The organism is Acidobacteriota bacterium (assembly GCA_016208495.1).
Taxonomy (GTDB): domain Bacteria; phylum Acidobacteriota; class Blastocatellia; order Chloracidobacteriales; family Chloracidobacteriaceae; genus JACQXX01.
On record JACQXX010000028.1, the window covers coordinates 16,276 to 37,612 of the forward strand.

Consider the following 21,337-nt stretch of genomic DNA (forward strand, 5'->3'; position numbering starts at 1 on the left):
TGAGGTAAGCGTCAGCAAGGAGGAAACATGCTGAAAGGAAATGGTTCAAATCACTTCCAGTTGAAATCATTTGGGTTTGCGATCATCATTTTATTGTGTGGAGCGGGTGTCATTTTCGCCAAAGCACCAAAATCGAGGGTCGTGCAAGATTCCTCAAAACAGACATCGGACATCAACTCAAACTTCAAGTTTCCCCCAAGAGACCTGTTTAAAGATGAGTCGCAACTACGCAAACCCAACCCAGTTGAGCCAGTTCCGTACCCGTCACTTCCAGAGCGTCAACAACTCTATCGAACCGGTTTGGTAAAAGGACCGACGCCGCTGGTTCAATACCTGATGACCGAGGTTGATATTGTGGGCATGTATCGGACCCAAAGATCAGCCGGGGCGATGCTCAAGGTCAAGGGTGGGTCCACTGTGATTGGGGCGCGGGTCGGAGATTTATTCTTCAACGGACCAATTCAACAAATTCTTGTCTACACCGACAAAAAACAGGGCGATGAAGGCGGGCCAGCTCTTTTGCCTGGTCAGCCAGCCGGTGAAATAAAGTGCGATCAGGTGACCAGCTACAGTGATGGAACACAACAACATAAAGTGGTCACCCTGACTTATATTCCACGTCGCTCACTTTAGATAATGACACTGAATCCAGAGCAAAGGGTAATGTAAGTTCTGTGAGAACATTCTTTCCGACACATTTGAGGAGGTATTCCTATGCCTAGCTGTTACCGCGTGTGCATGGCTGTGGCGCTAGCTTTTATTGCAGGGTGGACCAACATTGCAGCAGCCGTTGTCCCCCAACAGGCGGAAGGCGATCTGGCGATGGTCACCGCCCTGAAGGTTCAACCGGCAGATGCCCAAAAAGCAAAAGTGGTTCTTGAAGGCACCGCCCATTTTGATTACACCGTGCTGCGTCCTGAATCACGACTGATCACGGTTGATCTGTACGGTGTGGATACATCAAAGCTTCAACCAACAAACCCAGGCGGAGGCCGCTTGATTGAAGCAATTCAGGTGAAATCAGTGGGGTTGCCTGGAAAAGTAGCTGCACGTGTTGAAATTCAATTGCTTCAACCCTGTGAAGTGAAGTCTCAGTTTGAACAAGCCACTCATACCCTGATCCTTGAATTAAAGCTCCAGGGGACAATGACCAGTGATGCGACCTCTGACTCGCCAGCACTGGATGCCAAGAAAGCGGTTGCGACAGCAACTGGAACAACCATCCAGGCCATTGAAACCGCTACGACCACCGATCAGTTTGAGGCTCAAATCAAAACTGATGGTCGAGTTCATTTCAAACACTTCTTACTTCACCAACCAGAGCGCTTAGTCATTGACCTTCAAGACGTTCAAAGTGCCATGCCACAACGAGTGGTAAGCATTAAGGATGATCGGGTTGAGCGTGTCCGGATTGGAAGTCCAAGTCCTGGCAATACCCGGATTGTGTTTGATTTGAGCCGGGAACATGAATATTCCGTGGTTGAAACGAATGCGGGATTAGTTGTGAAAGTGGGAACGTTGATTGCCAAAAATGAAACGAAGCCGGTTGTGAAACCAGCGGTGGCCACCGATGTGACCCGATCACGAAAGGCAGTTGATGAACCAAAGGAAACAACCCCGCTCGTGGCTTCCAACACGAAACTGACGGATGAGAAAGTAAGCCCAACTTCAAATTTAGCTGATTTGAAACCAGCGGCTTTTACTAAAGTCAACTCACCTGAACCTCCACCTGTAACTCCAGCAAAATCAGCCAGAGACAAGAAAGCTCAAGCTGGTCAATTTGGAGAACCAGGATTTGTCGGGCCACCGGTGAGCATTGACATCACCAACGTTGACTTGAGCGATATTCTCCGGTTTTTATCTGACAACTATGATGTCAATTTTGTTTTGGATAAATCAGCCACCGGGGATATCAAGGTGACTTTGAAAGTCACGGATGTTCCGTGGAATCAAGTCCTGGAAGCTATTTTGCGGTCCAATCGGTTGGGATACCAAACCGAAGGAAAATTGATTCGCATTGCGACATTGACTGCGTTTGCGGAAGAAGAAAAACAACGCACTGAACGAGCTGAAGCTGCCCGAAACAACATCCCAATGATTACTGAATACTTTAAGCTCAAATATGAGCGGGTGCTGGGTGGTCAATTGGGTGGTGGTGCTGCCGCAGGTGGTGGCGGCGGTGGTGGCGGCGCCGGTGGTGGAGTTGGACCAGGGAGCATTGGTGGAGTTGGTCTGCGACCAATTGTATCCCAGTCGTTATCCCAACGTGGTTCAATCTCAGTCAATCCACGTACCAACATGCTGATTGTCACTGACATTCCTGAACGAGTTGAAAAAATCCGTCAAATCATCGCCCGGCTTGATGTGGCTGAGCCTCAGGTTGAAATCGAGGCCCGCATTGTTCAGGCTGATCGAACCTTCCTCCGGGATCTTGGTGTTCAGTTATTTACCGGGGTCGTTGCTCGACGTGGCGGTGGGGTTGGCTTTTCAACCGCTGGCGGGCAGTCCATCGGTTTTGGCTTTGGCGGAACTACAGATGGTGGAAACGGTATTATCCAGGGGACGTTTACCCCGCGTTCGTTTTTCGGACAGGGATTATCCGGAGCTGATAGTTTGTTCATTGGCCCTCTGGCTTCAGGCGCTATTGGGAACCTGAACCCGGCGAGTTCAGTGTTGAGTTTGACGACTGGGTTAATTGGCACTGGCTTCATTTCAGCCGCATTGACCGCTGCTGAATCAAAGGGAATTGCCAAACAGATTTCGTCACCGAGAGTCACGGTTCAAAATAACTCAGAGGGCGAAATCATTTCTGGGACGTCAATTCCTTATACTGCCGCTCAAAATATTGGTGCGACCGCCATTTCAACCACAACGTTCCAGGAAGCAACGCTCGGTCTCAAAATCACTCCTCAAATTACAGTTGAGGGCAACGTGTTGTTGAGTCTTGAGTCCACAAATGACAGCGTCAATCAATCAATTACGGTCAATGGTCAACCTGCGATCAATCGGCAAAGCACAAAAACATTGGTTTTAGTGCCAGATGGGGGAACAACCATCATCGGTGGTGTCAACGTTGATCGTGAAAGTGACTCAGTGAATCGAACCCCAGGGATTTCAAGCATTCCGTTGTTGGGTAACTTGTTTAAACAACGTTCAGTTCGACGCCAAACCACGGAATTACTTTTCTTCATCACCCCACGCATTTTCCGCGGTGAAAACTTCATTACCAATGGAGTGCCACCAACCCCAGTCCCTGCACCTTCACCGGCTGGCGTTGACCAGTCAACAGTCGGAGGCCAGCCGTAATGTTTGCAGATCTTCTCAGGTCAATTATTGGGAGAGTCGAAGGAAGTCTCGGCGCATTGATCATGGGGTTGGATGGAATTGCGGTTGAGCAAGTCGAAGTTCAAAAATTGGACAAATCCGAGGCGCTCAACATGGTGGCTGCCGCGCATGCGACGCTCCTGCGAAATTCAATGCGCCTCACCTCAGACGTTGGGGTGGGGGCATTGAATGAGCTGACCGTCATGTCCACTGAAATGACCCTCGTTATGAAATTGATCAATCGAGAGTATTTTCTCTTAATTGCGATTCGGCCTGATGGAAACCTTGGAAGAGCCCGTTTTGAGCTCCGCAAAGCTCAGCTTCAAATTGCAGAAGAATTTTCAATTTGACGCCAGTCCCTTCGAAAAAACCCCCTACTTTAGGTACCTAAAGTAGGGGGTTTTTTTTGCCTGTATTCAATTTTTCCAATTGCGAAAAGCGAAATCTACTGGTGTGAGTTGGAGTCCTCAGGGTGGGAGAACGTAAGGTGATTCAAGGAGAGGGGTTTCGCTGACTATTGACCCAGTTTACAGCCTTTGATTCCTAAAAATAATCACTACTCAGGAGCAAATCTTTCGCCAGCCAAAAAATTGAGCGAAGTTCTGATTGTTGACTAATACCATTTTGGAATGAAGCCATCGTATCAGAGAACAGTTAAATTATTTGATCAAATAGAGTTAGTGGACTACTGACTACGATCTACTGACTACAAACTGGTATAAAAACAAGTATCACGGGTGTGTACAGGGAGCATCGGGTAAAATCACCACAACTTCATTTTGTTTCACCATACCCATTTTTCGAGCTGCATGCTCAATAGAGACCGGGTTGGAAGAGAGATCCTGTATGTCACGGTTGAGTTTTTGAATTTCAATTTGTTTGATGTTCAGTTGCTGTTGCACAGCCAGTTGCGAGTGGTGAGCCTGGAGGAGCTCCTGTTGAGTCCTCACCCCAACCGAAACACACAATCCGCCCAATGCCAGCAAAATCATGGTTGAGATCAACGGAAACGAAAAAACCGGTTGCGTTACCTGGCTCAGCGTAAACTGAATTGGCTTCTCGAGCGAAGTAACCGGGGAAACAGTGCGGGTAAGTTCAACGTGATTCAAAATACACCTCCAACCTGTCGCAAAAATTCGAAGGAAAAGAAAAGAAAAGTACTAGGTAATACAGTGGAGAATTACCATGGAATACAGAAGAAAGCCAAATTAAAGTTGATTAAAAACCAGAAACCCCTGGGTGATAAGAAGGAGAGGAAGGACCCTTGGTAGAGCAGAAAAGTACCATGACTTTTCTGGAAAAGGCAATACAAAATTCTAGTAATTTCTTGCAATTGAGATGTATTTACTTCATATATATGGATTTATTAAGGTAAAGGTAAGAAATTCGAGTCAGATTTAAAAACGTAATTAAAAGAGCCATAGCCGGGAATGAGTTGGAATGTGGCGTGAAAATAATTTAAATTTGTTTTGAAAAAATCAAAGAAAAAAAAGAGAAAAATAAAAAAGATTAATAGAGATAAAATTGAGCAATTCTGCACCAGATCGAGGGAATCCCTAAAACCAAAAGGATAAAAGGGAGTCGAACTTGAAAAAAAGAGTGTCTTCACTTGAAAATTAACTCAATGGCAAAGCCAAAAAACAAAACCAGAATGCAACAGGAAAAGGAAGTGGTGGAACCGATATGGAGCAATTGAATCAACCATCCCTCGAAAGAAGTACCATGTATCAAACTCTGTTAGCCGATTTTATTGAGGTCTTGCCAGATCGGCTGAAAGCCAGTGACCAATTCATTCAAGGGTTTCACCAGGCACCAGAACCACCCTCGATGATTGAGGTTTATCCTCAACAAAACCAGGGAGCGTGGATACTGGTCAAATGGCCTGAGATTCGACTGGAAGTGTTTACCTACCCGGCCAAAAACCTGGTTACTCTGGATCTGTACGCACCAAAAGAAATGGATCTTGACGCCCTCTTCAGAAAACTCGTCGGCTATTTCGAACCTTCAGTCATTCGGAAAACAATTTTGTCTCGCGGGATTTTGGATGCTTAGCCCATTCGCAGAGTGAAGCGACTTTCAAAAAATTGCTTTTCACGACTGAGAATACGCTGTTAATATCCTCTACACCTCACCTTCCAGGTACAAAATCAATTCAATCCATTTGCCATACAACCTCACGCCATGTTCTCAGATAGAGTTTGGACTGTCATTTCGACCAATTAACTGAATCCACAACCTTATCCACGCGGAGAAAACATATGCCAGGGTTTTGCGATAGCTGTGATGAGCGATCAGATCGACTTTTCGACATTACCCGTGTCCCCGAATTTGCCGAAGTCGTCCGGAGCTTAAATTACCGCACGGTATGCCAGGCTTGTTACGATGACTTGCTGGAAGAAAGCAAACAGCCAGCACCCCCAGTTGATGAAGAAGAGCGCCGGGGAGAAAAGCGACTCCCGGTTAACCTGGAGGTGCAAATTGAAGGGACCAGTCGAGAGGGAATTCCGTTCAGAGAAAAAACCATCACCGAAGATGTCAGCTTGAATGGTGCCAAAATTATTACCCACCAGGATATTGAAGCCGGCAGTGTCTTAAAATTTACGGTTGTGGACTCAGATTTCGAGACTTCCGCCATCGTTGAGGTGGTTTGGAAGTTAGGGGTTGGTAAAACCGCCGGCCTGAAATTTGTCGAACAAAATACACACTGGAAACACCTCTTACAGCGTCAGGGAATACTCTAGCGGGATTGCCCGGAAGTTTTTCAAACCAGGCCAGACCGGGTTCGTCCATCAACAAACTACCAACCAACAAAGGAACTCTATGATTAAATCGGCAGAGGTTGTTATCATCGGCGGAGGTGTTATTGGCTGTAGTATTGCTTATTACCTGACCCAGTTCGGGTGCAAGGATGTTGTTATCCTGGAACGCGAGACCTTTCAGGGAAAGCATTCGACTGGTCGGAGTGCTGGTGGAGTTCGGCAACAATTTGCCACCCCGGTCAATATCCGCATGTCGGTATTTTCAATTGATGTCTTTTCCCAATTTAAGGAGATGACCGGACAGGATCCTGAGTATCACCCCTTTGGCTATTTATTTATGGCGACGCAGCCAGAGCATATTGAATATTTGCAGGCCAATATGAAAGTACAGCAGCAGGAAGGGGTACCAGTTCAATTTGTCAGCCGGGATGATATCCGGGAAATGGTGCCACAACTCTTTACTGAGGACTTGGTGGGCGGAAGTTTTTGCCCGACAGATGGTTTTGTTGATCCATACAGTGTCATGCAGGGATTCAACCATAAAGCGCGTGAACAAGGGGCGCGAATCCTGTTGGAAACGGAAGTAACCAATATATTGACGCAATCAGGTCGGGTCACGGGTGTTGAAACCAACCATGGCACTGTCTCGACCCGCACCGTGATTAATGCTTCCGGTCCCTGGGCCCGGATCACAGCCGGATGGGTGGGGATTGACCTTCCCGTTCAACCAACTCGTCGGCAACTGGTCAATACCGAGAAATTTGACGAGCTTCCGATGGAACTCCCCATGCTGATTGACATGAGCAATGGGTGTTATATGCGCAAAGAATCAGGTGGAGTAATGATCGGTTGGGCTGATCCAGATGAGCCTCCAAGCTTTAACACTGTTTTTGATCCGGATTTTGTTGACGTGATTGTTGAAAAAGCACTCCCACGGATGCCGTGTCTCGAAAATGCCGGGATAAATCTTCGAAGGTGTTGGGGTGGCCTCTATTCTATTTCACCTGATCACCATGCGATTGTTGGCCCGGTACCAAACCTGGAAGGGTTTTACCTCTGCAACGGTTTTAGTGGGCATGGCATTATGCATTCACCAGCCATGGGCATTTCAATTGCGGAAATGGTCATGTTTGGTGAATCGAGAACCCTGAATGTGTCTGAGTTGAAGGTGGACCGATTTGAAAAAGGTGAACTGTTGCACGAAACAGCCGTGATTTAATCAGTTCGACCTGTGCGTTGCGCAACCAAAGGGAAGGTGTTTCATTTCGGGTGAAACAATTTCCCTTTTTGCCATTATAGGGTTGTTTTCACCAGCCGGCACTCCAGGATGGTTGCACCCAATGTGGAAAGTCAGTACATTTTCGATCCCAATATCTCAAACTCCCTCACCCTGAACCATCATTTTATGCCTCAAACCATTTCCATTCTGGGTTCAACTGGCTCCATTGGATGCAGTACCCTTGACGTCATTACCCATCTCTCCCCACGCTTTGAAGTGACTGCTTTGAGCGCTGGCAATAATGTTGCCGTGCTGGCCGAACAAATCAAAGCCTATCATCCACAGTTTGTTGCGGTTGGTACTGCGCAGGCGGCTGATCAATTGAGGAATCTGGTCAAAAATGATTACTCGGGTGATATTGGAATTGGGATGGAGGGCATGGTCGCCGTTGCCAGTTACCCTGGAACTGAATGTGTGATCTCGGCCACAGTTGGTGGGCGTGGGCTTTTACCAACCCTCAAGGCAATTGAACTTGGCCGGCGGGTGGGGATTGCCAATAAAGAGCCCCTTGTGATGGCTGGTGAACTGATGACCCGCGTTGCCCAGGAATCTGGGGCTGAAATCCTGCCGATTGACAGCGAGCACAATGCCTTACACCAGTGCTTGCGGGGTGAGACGAGGAGCGAAGTCAGGCGACTCATTCTCACCGCCAGTGGTGGACCCTTTCGCAAAACGCCAATTGAGGAATTTGAACGATTAACGGTTGCCCAGGCATTAAAGCACCCGACCTGGCAAATGGGACCCAAGATTACGATTGATTCGGCTACCTTGATGAATAAAGGGTTGGAAGTCATCGAGGCGCGCTGGTTGTTTGGGATTGAACCTGGTCGGGTTGAGGTGATTGTCCACCCGCAATCAACCGTGCATTCAATGGTTGAGCTTGTTGATGGATCAGTGCTTGCCCAGCTTGGAGTCACTGATATGCGGCATCCGATTCAGTATGCCCTGACATACCCGGATCGCCTGCCGGCCAACTTACCGGCTTTGGATTTGGTGGGAATTGGAAAATTAGAGTTTGAGTTGCCGGATATGAAGCGGTTTCCCTGTCTCGGACTGGCATATCAAGCACTTCAGAGAGGCGGAACCATGCCGGCTGTGCTCAATGCCGCCAATGAAATCGCGGTGGCGGCTTTTTTGGCGGAGCGGATTCCCTTTATCGCCATTCCACGGTTAATTGCTGAAGTGATGGACCGCCACCAAATTCAACCAACCTCTGATTTAGAAACAATTCTGACTGCTGACTACTGGGCAAGAACTGAAGCTGAGGGGTGGGTAACTCGTCAACTTAGTGGTTAGTGGTTAGCTCCTGGTTCTTGGTTCTTCTTCGAAAGTATTGACTTCTAAGGGAGTCGGATGGAAATATCATACCACCAGGGTTCAGGGTTCAGGGTTCAGGGTTCAGGGCCAGATACTCCACGTTGAGTGGTACCCGCCAGTTCCCCAGTCTTCATCTTGAGTGGGATCAGTCAACTCATCGCCGAAGAGTTCTGCCATGGGGAGATGGCGATTGGTGATGATGAGTTCAAGTGCCGTTTCTTCACCAAACTCGTCTCCGGCCAGGTTGTTTGATTCGGTCACTCCATCCGTGTAGAGAAAAATGATATCGCCAGGTCTCAGGAACGTTTGTTCAACCTCATAGGTGGCAAAATCAAACATGCCAAGGCAAAACCCACCGGTTGAAAGTCGCCGAACTTCACCTGAAGCATCAATCAAAAATGTATCGTTGTGCCCGGCATTAATTGAACAAAACGACCGGGTTTTCAGATCAATCACACCATAAAAAAAGGTGATGTAGTTGTAAGACGGAGATGCCTTAAAAATGGCTTTGTTCAACCGGGTCACCGTTTCGGTGAGGTCATAGTTTTGCAGCAAGGCATGGAAACTGGCCTGGAGGGTTGAGACCAGTAATGCGGCGGGTGTCCCTTTTCCCGAGACATCTGCAATCGCAATTCCAAGTTGTTGATTGTCAAATTGAATATAATCGTAATAGTCGCCTCCAACCTGCCGGCACGACATATTCACACCAATTAATTCAATTCCATCCAGGGTAGGAGCGGCATCAGGAAGAAGCCGTTGCTGAATCGTCGCGGCCACTTCCAGTTCCTTTTCAATGCGTTCCTTTTCCAGGGCTTCTTTATGCAACCGGGCGTTGTCAATGGCAATGGCCGCCTGGTTGCAAATGGCCGCCAGGAACTGCTCGTCATCATCTGTGAATTCAGCAAACCCTTCTCGTGTTTCTTTGTCTGAAACCATCAGCACGCCAATGACTCGTTGCGCGATCAGAATCGGAACGATCAACCGGTTTTGGGCTTCAGGCGAGAGGCTTTGGCTGCGTTCATTGAGAATACAACTGCATTTCCCCGTGAGCGCTACTTCAACCAGTTGCGCAGGGACATGGCGAAGATCAACCAGAGCGCCTTCCGCATAGCGATCTTCCATCCCAAAGGAGGCTGCCACCCGGAGCAAATTGGCGCCTTCCGTAAAAAACAACACCCCGCGACTGGCATCCAGCAGCATCACGGCCCGCTGGAGGATTTCACGTGAAAGCTCGGCCAAATCCAGCAGAGAACTGATGGCCAACCCAACATCATAGAGCGATTCCATTTCAAGTACTTTTCGATTGAGCTTGAAATTGGTTGCGCGGAGTTCATCAATAATCTGGTAGTTATAAATGGCGATTGACGTGTGGTGTGCAATGGTATTGAGCATCTGGAGGTCATCATCGGTATAGGGGTGTTTCCCAAATTTCTCGCTGAGGTTCAAAATACCCAATAACCGATTCCCAACAATCAGTGGTGTCCAGACATAGGCATGCAGTTTCGTCAGGGCCTCGTGATTGTGCTCGACAAAGGAACCAAACACATGATCAGCCTGTGAGAAAATCACTGGTTGTTGGTTTTCGCAAAAAGCTTTGGCGACCGCTGATGGAAAGGGAATCACTGGACAGGCTGTGTCAACTCCCCGACCGACGAGCAGTCGCAGCGTTGATGTTTCAGGTGTGTGAAGCAAAATGGCGCCCTTGGAAACAGTCAATGTGCCCAGGATCAAATGCAGCAATTCGCGGATTGTGGTTTCAAAGCTGCTCCCAGCCGTAATGGCTTCGCCAATGTCAGCCAGTGCCGTCAGGCTATACAGCATTCGCTCAACTTTTTCATCCCCTTGGTAGCTTGACATTCAATACTCATCCTTTGGAAAGGTTGCAAATCTGGGAACCCCCTGGTGGGCCAATGAGTTCAGCACTGGAACAGGAAAAGAAGTCACCCGGCTGACCTATGCTTTCAGGGCGTCTTCTTCGGTCTCATAGACTTTGGCATACTGGGTCAATCCCATAATTTTGAACGTTTTCGCGATGATCGGAGTGAGGTGGCAAAAGGCCAGTGTCCCGCCAATTTCCTGAACCTTTTCGATGACCTCGATCAGGATCGAAATCCCGATACTGTTGACAAGTTGGGTCTTTTGCAGGTTGAGGATGAAATGCCGGGTATCTTCTCCAACCAGTCGGTTAAACTCTTCAACAATTTTGTCTCCGGCGAGGTTATTGATATACCCCTCGGTATAAATGATTGCGAATTTGTCTTCCTGCCGTGTGGTAACTTTGAATACGTCTGCCATGTAAATGCCTCGTTTTTCCCAAACAATGTCTCTTATCAATGTTAAAACCTGAACAATCGGCCAGTGAGTGAACCTCAACGCGGAACTCAGGATCAGGAATGTCGTCGTTTGGACATAACAACTTTGGTGCCGTCCGGACCCGAGGTTACATCAACCCGATCCATCAGATTACTGATCAGTGTCAGTCCGTACCCGCGATATTGGAGTGGTTCAATTTTGGTATTGACGTTGGAAATACTGAACCCAATGCCATAGTCCTGAATCGTGACTTCAAGCTCATCATCCCGCATCAGAAATTTGATATAGACCATCTTGTCTTTGCTCTGGCTGTGTTCAAAAGCATTGAGAATGCCTTCGATCAGAGAAATTTTGATCTCATCAATTTTGTTGGGATCAAATTGCATAAATTCCGCAATCCGATGGGCCGTTTCAGTGGCTGCCAGTTCCATGTTGGGCAGCATCGGGATTTGAAGAAAGACTTCGTTTTCTGGCTTGTCGTGGGGCAGGTTATCCATTGAATGACACTCCACTGTAAATTCTACGCAAAGGTGATGCCTGGCCAGGTAAACCGCGCTATGGTAGCACAGTTGGGTGATGTGTAAGTTGAAGAATCCAGATTGGTGGGTCTGGGTGTTGCCGGCTGGTAACAGGGGTGTTATCACCCAAATCGAAGGTTATTTCACCGGTTCAAATGCTTTGAACTCATAGGTAATGCCAAGGGAAACGCCGCTTTGCGGGCTAAAGTCAGTCAGCCCTTTGATCGCAGCCACATCCCACTGGAACCCGCCGGCTTTGAGTTGCATCCCAAACCTGGCTTGAGATTGGCTTTCAAGCCCCGGCTTGGCTCGGCGCGGGTTGTACCGACCATTGACCTCGCCCAGCAGATTTAATCGCTCATTGACCTTGAGGATGCCGGCAACCCCATAGAGAAGAACATCTTGTTGTGCCCGGGCATCAAGGGTGTCGGCCAGGATACCCATTCCGATGTTACCAAAAGTCCGGAGCCGCCCGTTGAGAAAATTTTTGCCGACCAGCGTGGTTGCAAACAGGTTGAGAGTATTGGTGCCGATGCCGCGAGCCTGATCAGAATTTGGAAGGGTCACACCAAGTTTGAATCCGAGGCTCGGCATACGCTTCCCTTCATTTCGAAGTTTAACCTTTGTTGACAGGGTAAGGTCGCCAAAATCACTGGTTGAGGTGGCGCCAGGAGCTATGGAGAGTGGTATCGGTGATGGGCCAGCTTCACCAATATTGAGAAAGTTGCGCATCACCCCTTCAACGGAAAACGAGACGTTGGATGACAGACCTAAGTGCAACCCAGCCCACCCGGCACGAGTGAGATCCCCACGCAAGCCGGAAAGCCCAAACCGTTGATCCTGCAGGAATTCAACCCCAAGCTGAGCCCGAACATTGCCAGGGGGAATGATGTCCACGTCTTCGGTGAGCAAGGGTCGTTGCTGTGCCTGAACTCCCAGAGACATCACCAGCCAGAAACAGGCAAGCCCAAGGAGTTGAATCAGTCGGGAAACGCCCCACCGAGTCAGGTTGATCGGTTTGAGGGAGAAGAGAAGTGGGTGATGTCTCATAAAAGTTTAGCAAGTAGCGAGTAGCGAGTAGCGAGTAGCAAGATAGGGTTTAAATACTTATGGCCGACTTCGCCTGGTACTCAATCAAACGTGAGTGAAATAGTTGAACTTAAAGAAAAAACTGGTTTGACTACTCACCACTCGCCACTCGCCACTCGCTAGTTATTGGTAATCACTCGGGCGTTCTTAAAACCAAGGTCGCGTTGCAGTTCCTCAGCCACCTGATTGGCCGTCGGGAGATTGTAAAAACCAACCTTCACTGTATAAACCGGGTTTGAGGCGCCTTCGGTGGGAAGCGTGATATACGCGCTGGTAAATCCCTTTCGCCGCAAGTCGGCCACCACCTGATTTGCCTCAGTGGCATTGCTCAACACGGTTACCAGCACGGTGCATTGAGCTGTTGCCGCCGCCGTTTGGGCCAGTCGTTCTTCAGTGGTTTGTCCGGGCGTTGGTTTATCCGAGCGCGTTGATTGCACCTGAACCGCCGATTCAAATCGTGACGTTGAAAGCTTGCCGATAGCCAGACCCAGAATAAAAAACACAATACAGGTTACAATCCAGCCAAAATAAACCGAGACCGTCAGCCGCTGAAGATGGATTGGTACATCCGAAAAATGGGTAAGTTGCTTCATTGGAAAAACTTGAACAAAATGAGAGGTCACATCGCCGGGTCAACACTGAAAAGAAAGGCTACTATACGGCGGAATGGGCGTGAGTTTCAACACGAGAAACAAGTCCTGGCCAGAAGGTCAAGTTGTGAATCAATTCTGAGTTTGCAAACAAGACGGCTTTGGAGTTGCAAGAAGGAATTTTTATATGGTAGGGTGTGTGCCGAGCTTTGTCCGTCCATCATCGCCTTGAAGCTTCCCAAATTTTAGTATCAAACTGTCATTTTTTCTTCTCATTTTCTAGAGTTCAAGAACTCGTTCAGGCCGCCGTGTCATATACCCGCAACGCTGTTTCTTGAAATGCTCTCTTTTGATTTCCCCGCCAATTCATTGAGTTGGCAATGCTCCGTGAAAGAGGATAAATAACATGGATAAAGCACCTCCTCCACAGAACCTGCAAGATAGTTTTCTTAACCAGGCCCGTCGTGACCGTGTGACCGTTGCCATTTACCTGATGAGTGGTGTCAAATTAACCGGGCGGATTCGAGGATTTGATAAGTACTCCGTCATTCTTGAATCTGGCAATCAAGAACAAATGATTTTTAAACACGCTATTTCAACTGTGTCAATGCTCCGTTCATCTGGAGGGCGCCCATATGAAGGAGGGGGAAGCGAGCGTGGTGAATACCGTGAAAATGCTGGTCGTGGGCACGCTGGAGCTGCCGGGCATTCCAGTCCAGGTGACAGTGATAAAGACGAAGGATGACAAACGGCTTCTTTATCACGTTTGAAGGCATAGACGGCTGTGGGAAAACAACCCAATGGCAGTTGCTGGCTCGCTACCTTGAATCAAAAGGAATCAAGCCACTTGCAACCCGTGAACCTGGCGGGACGGCGTTAGGCGTCCGGATCCGAAAGCTCGTTTTGGAAAAAACCATACCAGATTCCACACCGGTGGTATCTGGTGAGATTTCCCCTTCTCCCAAATCCCCTTTTCCTCCAACCCCGATGGCTGAGGCCCTCCTGTATGCCGCTGACCGGGCACAGCATGTCGAGGAGATTTTGCGCCCTGCCCTCCTGGCAGGTCGCATTGTCTTGTGTGATCGCTACATTGACTCAACTGTGGCCTACCAGGGAATTGGACGCCAGCGGGACCTGGCGGTGATCCGACAACTGGTCGCGATTGCAACCCAGGGACTGAAGCCCACTTTAACGCTCTTGTTCGATTTACCGGTTGAAGAAAGCCAGCGCCGACTCCACCGATCAGCTCTCCAGGGGCCAGCCGGTCGTCTGGATCGCCTTGATTCGGAGCCATGGGATTTTCACGAACGCGTCCGGACCGGATATCTCTCGCTGGCAGCGGCGGAACCTGATCGGTTTCGAGTGCTTGACGCCTGTTGCGATATTGAAACACTTCATCAAAAAGTCATTGGTTGTTTGCCTTCTGAGGTGTTGAACCTGGGCTGAAGACTCGCAAGCTCGGGGCAATCGAAGGGACGAGGGATGAAAGAAAACCATGTCTTCAGCCCAAAGTCTTCAGCCCGATGTCTTCAGCCCGGCTTCTTCAGCCCGAAATTCTTCAGCCCGAAATTCTTCAGCCCCATGCCTGATCTTTCCTCCCCACTTGTTTTGATTGTTCCGACCGGTACTCAAATTGTGACTCGAATTGCCTGTCGGGCACTCAATTCCAGGCACGATTATCCACCAGGTGCCGTTGGGGTTATTGTTGGTGCTCCGACTGACCACACGCATTCGTACCGGGTTCGATTCCCCGATGGTCAGGAAGGCACACTGCTCCGTCATCAGTTTTCCCTGCGGAAACAATTCCAAAATCAAGGGTTAGCCTCAACTGAAACCAGTCTGGGCGAAGTTGACTGGTCTGAGTATGTCATTTTTCGATGTATTGTGGGTTCGCGGGCGTATGGCCTTGATCATGCCGATTCCGACACGGATCGCCGGGGAATTTATGTTCCTCCAGCCGATGCCCAATGGTCACTCTTTGGTGTGCCGGAACAACTGGAAAATAAAGATACGGAAGAGTGTTACTGGGAAATCAAGAAGTTTTTAATCCTGGCGCTCAAAGCCAATCCCAATGTCCTGGAATGCCTGTATTCACCCTTGATTGAGACCGCCACACCTCTGGCTGAAGAACTCCTGGCGATGCGCTCGATTTTTCTTTCCCGACTGGTTTATCAAACCTATAACGGATATGTCATGTCCCAATTTAAGAAATTGGAACAGGACCTGCGTTCACGGGGAAGCATCAAGTGGAAACACGCCATGCACCTGATTCGATTGCTGCTGTCAGGTATCACGATCTTGCGTGAAGGGTTTGTTCCAGTGCAGGTTGCTGAATTTCGGGATCAGTTGCTGGCCATTCGCAACGGTGAACTCGACTGGGCCGAAATCAATGCCTGGCGGTTAACCCTTCATCAAGAGTTTGACCGGGCTTTTGAAACGTCCGTGCTGCCCGAACGCCCTGAGTATGACCGGGCAAATGCGTTCTTGATTTTTGTCCGACGAAGTCAGGTCGTCTGAAACTGAAAAATGATGAACTCACTTAACCACATCCAACCTGAATCACTGGCTCAACTCCAATCCATCCTCACGGCTCAGCCTTTTCCTTTTTTGTTTGTGACCGTGAGTGGAGCGCATCTCTATGGATTTGCCTCCCCTGACTCGGATTTTGATATTCGGGGCACGCACATACTGCCGCTCACCGAAGCTCTGAGGCTGGAGCCAAAAAACGAAACCCTCGAACTTTCAACTGTCTATCCAAATGGGCTGGAACTGGATCTGGTCACCCATGACATTCGGAAGTTCTTTGGCATGATGCTAAAGCGGAACGGGTATGTTCTGGAGCAACTTTTTTCTCCCCTGATCTTACGGACAACACCTGAGCATGACGAACTGAAACTCATTGCCCGTCAGTGTCTTACCCGCCACCACAGCCACCATTATCTAGGGTTTGCAGCGACCCAATGGAAGTTGTTTGAAAAGGAAACCCCGTTACGGGTAAAACCGCTCCTGTATGTGTATCGGGTTTTATTAACTGGGATTCACCTGATGGAAAGCGGAGAGATCGAAGCCAATCTGATGCAACTGAATGATATCTATGGGTTGCCGTATCTGGCTGAGTTGATTGCCCGCAAACAAGCCGGCCCGGAAAAAGGAACCCTGGCCGATGCTGACGTGGAGTTCCATCGGCGTGAGTTCAATCGGCTGGTTCAAACCCTGGAAGCCGCCCAGCAATCGTCCCATCTGCCTGAACGCCCAGGTCCTTCAGCCCAGGCAGCGTTGGATGACTTACTGGTCCGGGTCCGGCTTCAATCTCAGGTTTAGTCCAAAACAGATCGCCAGGCTTCTTCAGTTGAAGGATTCGAAAGAGGTTAAAGTAGTGATGCGAGTGAAGAGTTGAAAAAATGAGCGGTTTTGAGTCCAGGAACTGGCCAGATGGGAAAAAGGTGGGGAAGGACCAGATTCCCAGGGCTTGAAGATTCACCCTGGGCTCCGAGCCGGCACCTGCTTCGCAGGGTGAGAACCAGGTGGTTGGTTTTCCTTATTCTGGTGTTGATTGTTTTGCCGCCTCCCGTGATCAGGGGAGCACACGTGTCTTTCTCTGCGAGAAATCAGCCATGCGATGTCCACACTGCCAAGCTGACTTTCCATCGGGTCTTACGGTTTGCCCCAAGGATGGGCACATGCTGATGGAACCCAGCAACGAGTCGTTTACCGGGTTTGTGTTTGACGGCAAGTATGAACTGTTGCACCAGCTTGGCAGTGGTGGCATGGGGGTGGTGTATCTGGCACAGCAATGTTCCACGGGGAAACAGGTCGCGGTCAAAATCCGCCATCAGGAGTCAAAAGCCGAACTTGACCGGTTTCAACGCGAAGCACAGGCGGCATCCCTGATGAATCACCCCCATTCGGTGACCATTCTGGATTATGGCATCACGGCAGATGGGATTTACTACATCGCGATGGAATTGCTCCAAGGGCCAAGTTTGAGTGAGGAACTGGCCGCCAAAGGTTTTTTTTCATTTGACCGAACGCTTGAGTTCATGCGGCCTGTCGCCCAGGCTCTGAGCGCGGCGCATGCCCTGGGATTGATTCACCGGGACTTAAAACCCTCGAATGTTCTCTTGCACCGGCCATCCCCTGGGATTGAAATCGTCAAAGTGGTTGATTTTGGGATGGCCAAAATGGATCAGCTTGATCAATCCAGCGCACAACTGACTGGAACCGGGTGGGTTTTGGGAACCCCCGAGTATATGTCTCCGGAACAATGCCTGGGCCACACGGTTGATGCTCGAACCGACATCTACAGTTTTGGCGTGATGTTGTTTGAGTTGCTCACTGGACAATTGCCGTTTCGCGACACGACCATTTCAAATATTCTGCTCAAACAGATCTCAGAGCACCCGCCGTATCTGCGAAAATTCCGTCCTGAACTACCTGCGTCGCTTGAATCCTTTATCCTCCGCCTGCTCAGTAAATTACCCTCCAGCCGACCTGGAACGCTGTCTGATGTGCTTGCCGAACTTGAGGGGATTTGGAAAAGATGGCATCAGGAAGCCCAATCCCACACCCAAAGCGACGCCGGCTCTGAAGGTATGGCCGCAGGAGCAGGGCCAACTCCACCGGGTCCATCGGTTGCTTCTCTTTCATCAACCAATGCCCCAACCCTGGTGGCGACCCTGCTGGATGTGCCAACCGCCTGGGAACTCGATGAACGTGAGACGCTCAGTGGGTGTTACCTGCGCACCGCCTTTATTCGCCGCTTTGAAGACTGGCTACTGAAGACTTCGCCGGTGCCTCCGGAAACACCGCTCGGGTGTTTGCTGGTATTGGAGCTGGTGGGATGGGAAGCCTGGCGAACAACCGCCCAGATTGAAGAGGTTGAGCAGGCACTGCGGGATACCGGACAGATTCTGACCCGAGTTTTTGGCGGCGCCGCATTGCTTGGGCGCTATAGTGAATCCCGATGGCTGGTGGCCTTGCCCTGGCCTGAATCTCCCAATCTCAATGCCAAATCACGGATCGAAAACTTTACCCATCGATCAGTGCTTGAGTTTCACCGAACGGTGCAGCGCAATCCTTTGCTGGGAATGGCGGCCCGGCTGGTTGTCTCCGCCGGCGGCGTTTTGTTTCGACGCGGTGAACAGGCACAACCCCTGATCACAATTGCTCTGGAGCGCCTGCAACGGGCTCGAAAAAAAGAGCGGGGCACCGTGATTTTGGAAAATGAACCAACGGTGTTGCCGGCTGGAAAAGCACTGGAGGCCACATTTCTTAAGTCGCTCCGCACCGGCCCGCTCCCTCAATTAGAGCTTTCCACCGAGACAGAATTCGTCGGTCTGTTAAAAGAGCATCGTTTTGTTGGCCGAAGTACGGTGATTGAACGGTTGCGGAGTGCTTTTTACCAAAACCTCCGGGATACGGCATATCCAGCCTGGATACTTGGAGATCCAGGCAGCGGGAAATCCTATTTATTGGAGCAGTTGGGCGATCAACTTGCGCTCAAGGATGTGTTTATCCGACAGGTGAGGTTTACCCAGGCTGAGCCAGATGATGGATTGTCAATTTTTTACGAAGCCCTGCGTGATCTGCTCAAACGGCTGGTTGAGGAAGATCCTGACAGCCTGCCCGCCACATTTGGTACTTTAACCGACCGGGTCCGGGAAGATTTTCTGGATCAAGAGGCTGTTTCACAGGTGATCCTCAACGCTTCAGGTCGCGACCTTCCATTACTGGCTGAAACACAGAAAATCGAGCAATTTGAGTATTTTACCAGGGTGTTTGGGTTGATTGCGCGGTGTCGTCCGGTGATTTTGTGCGTGGATGATGTGCACTGTGCTCAACCGACCGGACTGGAGTTTGTGTCCTACCTGTTGCGCCGAACTGGTTCGGAACGGTTTTTTCTGATCCTCACCCTCTGCCGCCCTGAGATTGAACGGGACGGGAGTCTGGTCAAAGCCTGGTTTCGTCAGATTCAACGCGCCTTTCCTGGCGAATCAATCAGTCTGGCTGATTTTACACTCCATGATGTGCGCCGATTGGTTGAGTCAATGGTCTGGCCGTCACAAGTTTGTGAAGAAGCTATTTGCCGGTTAATGCTTGAAACCAAAGGCAATCCCCGATATGTGAAAGAGCTGGTAACCTTGCTCCACGAAGAGAACCGGCTTGTGTATCAAGCCGACTGCTGGAGACTTTCCTCAGGTACTGATGTTTTGCCAGTGCCGGCCTGTGTGCTTCGGGATGCAGAGGCTCTGGTTGCCCAGATGGATCCAGAGGCCCAGGATGTGTTGTCCATGGCTGCTTTTATTCACGAACGATTTGCCTTTGATGTGCTTCGTGAACTGACCCAACTTCCTGAAGGAACACTACTGGAAATTCTGGAAAAAGCCATGGATCGGCAGATACTGGTGGAAGATGAAGAAGTTCAAGATGGCTATCGTTTTTCCAATCCAGTGGTGGGTCGGATTCTGGCTGGACGACTTGATCAGGAGGACCGCAAAGACCTTCATCGGCGGGTCTGTAAACTGATTGAACCTTATGCCTCAGGCCAGGCAGCCTGGGCGTTTCCGCTGGCCGAACATTCCCTGAAAGCCGGCCAATGGGACGCGGCATTTGAAACCGCACTGCGTGCTGGAAGGGCGATTTTGCGGAAACCGCATGCCCTGGCGGTTTTATGGTCCAACCAAAGCTATCGAACGGGCCAAATTGCCTTGCATCATCTTGAGCCAGCCTCAACCAGGACGTTGTCTCCGGGCACTTCATCCCAGGAAACCATCCAGACTTATATCCGCTTTCATCTTGAATATGCTGGTGTTCTGCAAACGCTGGGCATTTTTGAGGCGGCCACCAACCAGATTGCCGAGGCCGAGGCTCTGGCTGACACCGTGGGCAGTTCGTACGTCCTGGCACTGGTGGCTTTGGGGCGGGGGAGGTTGTATGAAGATCAGGGGAATCTGCGTCTGGCACTGGATTCAGGCTACCAGGGACTGGCCCGATTTATTCAACAGGAGGATTTAGCAGGAATCCTGATGAGTTTGCTGCTGGTGGCAGGTATTCACACGCGACTGGCTCACTACGCCCGAGCTTTGGAGCAATGTCAACAGGCGTTGCGGCGAGCCCAGGAGCAATCAAACACAAACGCCGAAGCAATGGCGCTCTGCGGAATGGGAATGACCCTTCACCATCAGGGTTGTTATGGCGAGGCGCTCAAACGAGGACACCAGGCGCTTGAACTCAGTCAGCGTGAACGCGGTCAGCGCGAATGGGTTGCCGCGCGGCAGGCACGCACCTTACTGGGTCACCTGTATCTGGACATGGGGATTTGGACCACGGCGAGAGAATTTCTCCAAACCGCGCTGACCAGTGCCCAATGCGGCGGATATCGGTTGAGTGAAATGCACCTGCTGGCTTTGATGGGGCGACTCCACTTTGAACTGGCGGTGCAGCAGGCACATGGGAAAACCCAGGTGAATCCGATCACAATGAGCCCTGAGGTCGCCGCGGAATTAGCGACCGCGACCGAATACCTTGATCAAGCCTATCGCCTGGCGGTTCATCTGAATCACCCTGAAACCCAGGCCCGCACGATGCTGACTCGTGGATATATTTTGGCCTTTAAAGGCAAGCTGGGTCTGGCATTGGATATTGCCCAGCAGGTGATTTCCTTGATTCGTGAAATGGAACGTCCGGCTCTGGAAGTCCAGGCTTATATTGCACTTGGAAATATTCGATTTCGATTGGGACAATTTGCGGTTGGAATGTATGACCGGGCACTCACGCTGGCTCGTGAGATTGGTCATCAACGGTTGATGTGGCAGGCACTGAGAGGTTTGGCTGATATTGCCCGGTCAGGCGGAGATTTACAGCAGGAAAAAGCCTATTTGCTTCAAGCCAGTGAAATCCTGGTTCAGCTTCAGGCTGGACTTCCAGAAGAATTACATCAGTCGGCTTTTGCACGGGAGCGCAATATTTTACAGCAGGTCGTGCCAATGTAGGGTTCAGGGTTCAGGGTTCAGGGTTCAGGGTTCAGGGTTCAGGGTTCAGGGTTCAGGGTTCAGGGTTCAGGGTTCAGGGTTCAGGGTTCAGGGTTTTCGAACCCGAACCGGAAATCATCATCAATTTTGCAATCCGTAAACGACCTGTCTTAATTCA

Annotated in this window: 18 protein-coding genes; 12 read left to right on the plus strand and 6 right to left on the minus strand. The window is 49.9% G+C overall.

Going from position 1 to position 21,337, the window contains the following annotated elements; all coding sequences use genetic code 11:
• The first annotated feature begins 27 nt into the window (after positions 1 to 27).
• From HY774_04795 to HY774_04805, 3 genes are all read left to right on the plus strand, one after another.
• Positions 28 to 633 (plus strand): hypothetical protein, encoded by a 606-nt coding sequence (locus tag HY774_04795; GenBank protein ID MBI4747780.1) that lies wholly within the window; start codon positions 28 to 30, stop codon positions 631 to 633.
• Between the two features lie 81 nt (positions 634 to 714).
• A complete protein-coding gene (pilQ, locus tag HY774_04800) occupies positions 715 to 3,306 on the plus strand; it encodes a type IV pilus secretin PilQ (protein MBI4747781.1) in 2,592 nt (863 codons plus the stop codon).
• Positions 3,306 to 3,674: a hypothetical protein gene (locus HY774_04805; GenBank protein MBI4747782.1), complete on the plus strand. Its 369-nt coding sequence runs from the start codon at positions 3,306 to 3,308 to the stop codon at positions 3,672 to 3,674. The genes pilQ and HY774_04805 overlap by 1 nt, the downstream gene beginning before the upstream one ends.
• A gap of 381 nt (positions 3,675 to 4,055) precedes the next feature.
• Here the strand turns inward: HY774_04805 and HY774_04810 are convergent, their stop codons facing one another.
• Positions 4,056 to 4,433 carry a septum formation initiator family protein gene (locus tag HY774_04810; protein MBI4747783.1) on the minus strand — a complete coding sequence of 126 codons (378 nt, stop codon included), beginning with the start codon at positions 4,431 to 4,433 and terminating at the stop codon, positions 4,056 to 4,058.
• A 613-nt stretch (positions 4,434 to 5,046) separates the two neighbouring features.
• On the opposite strand from HY774_04810, the gene HY774_04815 reads away from it, so the two are divergent.
• The 4 genes from HY774_04815 (at position 5,047) to HY774_04830 (ending at position 8,658) form a co-directional block, all read left to right on the plus strand.
• On the plus strand, positions 5,047 to 5,376 hold the full coding sequence (locus tag HY774_04815; protein MBI4747784.1) for an S-adenosylmethionine decarboxylase: 330 nt from the start codon (positions 5,047 to 5,049) through the stop codon (positions 5,374 to 5,376).
• 206 nt (positions 5,377 to 5,582) lie between these two features.
• On the plus strand, positions 5,583 to 6,065 hold the full coding sequence (locus HY774_04820; protein MBI4747785.1) for a PilZ domain-containing protein: 483 nt from the start codon (positions 5,583 to 5,585) through the stop codon (positions 6,063 to 6,065).
• 79 nt (positions 6,066 to 6,144) lie between these two features.
• Entirely contained in the window at positions 6,145 to 7,302 is a 1,158-nt protein-coding gene (locus HY774_04825) for an FAD-binding oxidoreductase (GenBank protein ID MBI4747786.1), read from the plus strand.
• A gap of 186 nt (positions 7,303 to 7,488) precedes the next feature.
• Positions 7,489 to 8,658: a 1-deoxy-D-xylulose-5-phosphate reductoisomerase gene (locus HY774_04830; GenBank protein ID MBI4747787.1), complete on the plus strand. Its 1,170-nt coding sequence runs from the start codon at positions 7,489 to 7,491 to the stop codon at positions 8,656 to 8,658.
• Between the two features lie 102 nt (positions 8,659 to 8,760).
• On the opposite strand, the gene HY774_04835 is transcribed toward HY774_04830, so the two are convergent.
• From HY774_04835 to HY774_04855, 5 genes are all read right to left on the minus strand, one after another.
• Complete coding sequence (locus HY774_04835) at positions 8,761 to 10,536, minus strand: SpoIIE family protein phosphatase (protein MBI4747788.1); 1,776 nt, start codon at positions 10,534 to 10,536, stop codon at positions 8,761 to 8,763.
• A gap of 96 nt (positions 10,537 to 10,632) precedes the next feature.
• Positions 10,633 to 10,974 carry an STAS domain-containing protein gene (locus HY774_04840; protein MBI4747789.1) on the minus strand — a complete coding sequence of 114 codons (342 nt, stop codon included), beginning with the start codon at positions 10,972 to 10,974 and terminating at the stop codon, positions 10,633 to 10,635.
• Between the two features lie 92 nt (positions 10,975 to 11,066).
• A complete protein-coding gene (locus tag HY774_04845; GenBank protein ID MBI4747790.1) occupies positions 11,067 to 11,489 on the minus strand; it encodes an ATP-binding protein in 423 nt (140 codons plus the stop codon).
• 159 nt (positions 11,490 to 11,648) lie between these two features.
• Complete coding sequence (locus HY774_04850; GenBank protein ID MBI4747791.1) at positions 11,649 to 12,560, minus strand: transporter; 912 nt, start codon at positions 12,558 to 12,560, stop codon at positions 11,649 to 11,651.
• Between the two features lie 158 nt (positions 12,561 to 12,718).
• Positions 12,719 to 13,192: an SPOR domain-containing protein gene (locus HY774_04855; GenBank protein ID MBI4747792.1), complete on the minus strand. Its 474-nt coding sequence runs from the start codon at positions 13,190 to 13,192 to the stop codon at positions 12,719 to 12,721.
• A 403-nt stretch (positions 13,193 to 13,595) separates the two neighbouring features.
• On the opposite strand from HY774_04855, the gene hfq reads away from it, so the two are divergent.
• The 5 genes from hfq (at position 13,596) to HY774_04880 (ending at position 21,180) form a co-directional block, all read left to right on the plus strand.
• Complete coding sequence (gene hfq / locus HY774_04860) at positions 13,596 to 13,934, plus strand: RNA chaperone Hfq (GenBank protein MBI4747793.1); 339 nt, start codon at positions 13,596 to 13,598, stop codon at positions 13,932 to 13,934.
• Positions 13,931 to 14,635 (plus strand): dTMP kinase, encoded by a 705-nt coding sequence (gene tmk, locus HY774_04865; GenBank protein MBI4747794.1) that lies wholly within the window; start codon positions 13,931 to 13,933, stop codon positions 14,633 to 14,635. Before hfq ends, tmk begins: the two co-directional genes overlap by 4 nt.
• 135 nt (positions 14,636 to 14,770) lie before the next feature.
• Entirely contained in the window at positions 14,771 to 15,706 is a 936-nt protein-coding gene (locus HY774_04870; GenBank protein ID MBI4747795.1) for a nucleotidyltransferase domain-containing protein, read from the plus strand.
• A 12-nt stretch (positions 15,707 to 15,718) separates the two neighbouring features.
• Complete coding sequence (locus HY774_04875) at positions 15,719 to 16,510, plus strand: nucleotidyltransferase domain-containing protein (GenBank protein ID MBI4747796.1); 792 nt, start codon at positions 15,719 to 15,721, stop codon at positions 16,508 to 16,510.
• A 359-nt stretch (positions 16,511 to 16,869) separates the two neighbouring features.
• Positions 16,870 to 21,180 carry a protein kinase gene (locus tag HY774_04880; protein ID MBI4747797.1) on the plus strand — a complete coding sequence of 1,437 codons (4,311 nt, stop codon included), beginning with the start codon at positions 16,870 to 16,872 and terminating at the stop codon, positions 21,178 to 21,180.
• Positions 21,181 to 21,337: the final 157 nt, after the last annotated feature.

Bases quoted from the DNA above. Each gene is read 5' to 3' on its own strand.
- HY774_04795 (MBI4747780.1), top strand. From the start codon at position 28: ATGCTGAAAGGAAATGGTTCAAATCACTTCCAGTTGAAATCATTTGGG.
- pilQ (MBI4747781.1), top strand. From the start codon at position 715: ATGCCTAGCTGTTACCGCGTGTGCATGGCTGTGGCGCTAGCTTTTATT.
- HY774_04805 (MBI4747782.1), top strand. From the start codon at position 3,306: ATGTTTGCAGATCTTCTCAGGTCAATTATTGGGAGAGTCGAAGGAAGT.
- HY774_04815 (MBI4747784.1), top strand. From the start codon at position 5,047: ATGTATCAAACTCTGTTAGCCGATTTTATTGAGGTCTTGCCAGATCGG.
- HY774_04820 (MBI4747785.1), top strand. From the start codon at position 5,583: ATGCCAGGGTTTTGCGATAGCTGTGATGAGCGATCAGATCGACTTTTC.
- HY774_04825 (MBI4747786.1), top strand. From the start codon at position 6,145: ATGATTAAATCGGCAGAGGTTGTTATCATCGGCGGAGGTGTTATTGGC.
- HY774_04830 (MBI4747787.1), top strand. From the start codon at position 7,489: ATGCCTCAAACCATTTCCATTCTGGGTTCAACTGGCTCCATTGGATGC.
- HY774_04835 (MBI4747788.1), bottom strand. From the start codon at position 10,536: ATGTCAAGCTACCAAGGGGATGAAAAAGTTGAGCGAATGCTGTATAGC.
- HY774_04840 (MBI4747789.1), bottom strand. From the start codon at position 10,974: ATGGCAGACGTATTCAAAGTTACCACACGGCAGGAAGACAAATTCGCA.
- HY774_04845 (MBI4747790.1), bottom strand. From the start codon at position 11,489: ATGGATAACCTGCCCCACGACAAGCCAGAAAACGAAGTCTTTCTTCAA.
- HY774_04850 (MBI4747791.1), bottom strand. From the start codon at position 12,560: ATGAGACATCACCCACTTCTCTTCTCCCTCAAACCGATCAACCTGACT.
- HY774_04855 (MBI4747792.1), bottom strand. From the start codon at position 13,192: ATGAAGCAACTTACCCATTTTTCGGATGTACCAATCCATCTTCAGCGG.
- hfq (MBI4747793.1), top strand. From the start codon at position 13,596: ATGGATAAAGCACCTCCTCCACAGAACCTGCAAGATAGTTTTCTTAAC.
- tmk (MBI4747794.1), top strand. From the start codon at position 13,931: ATGACAAACGGCTTCTTTATCACGTTTGAAGGCATAGACGGCTGTGGG.
- HY774_04870 (MBI4747795.1), top strand. From the start codon at position 14,771: ATGCCTGATCTTTCCTCCCCACTTGTTTTGATTGTTCCGACCGGTACT.
- HY774_04875 (MBI4747796.1), top strand. From the start codon at position 15,719: ATGAACTCACTTAACCACATCCAACCTGAATCACTGGCTCAACTCCAA.
- HY774_04880 (MBI4747797.1), top strand. From the start codon at position 16,870: ATGCTGATGGAACCCAGCAACGAGTCGTTTACCGGGTTTGTGTTTGAC.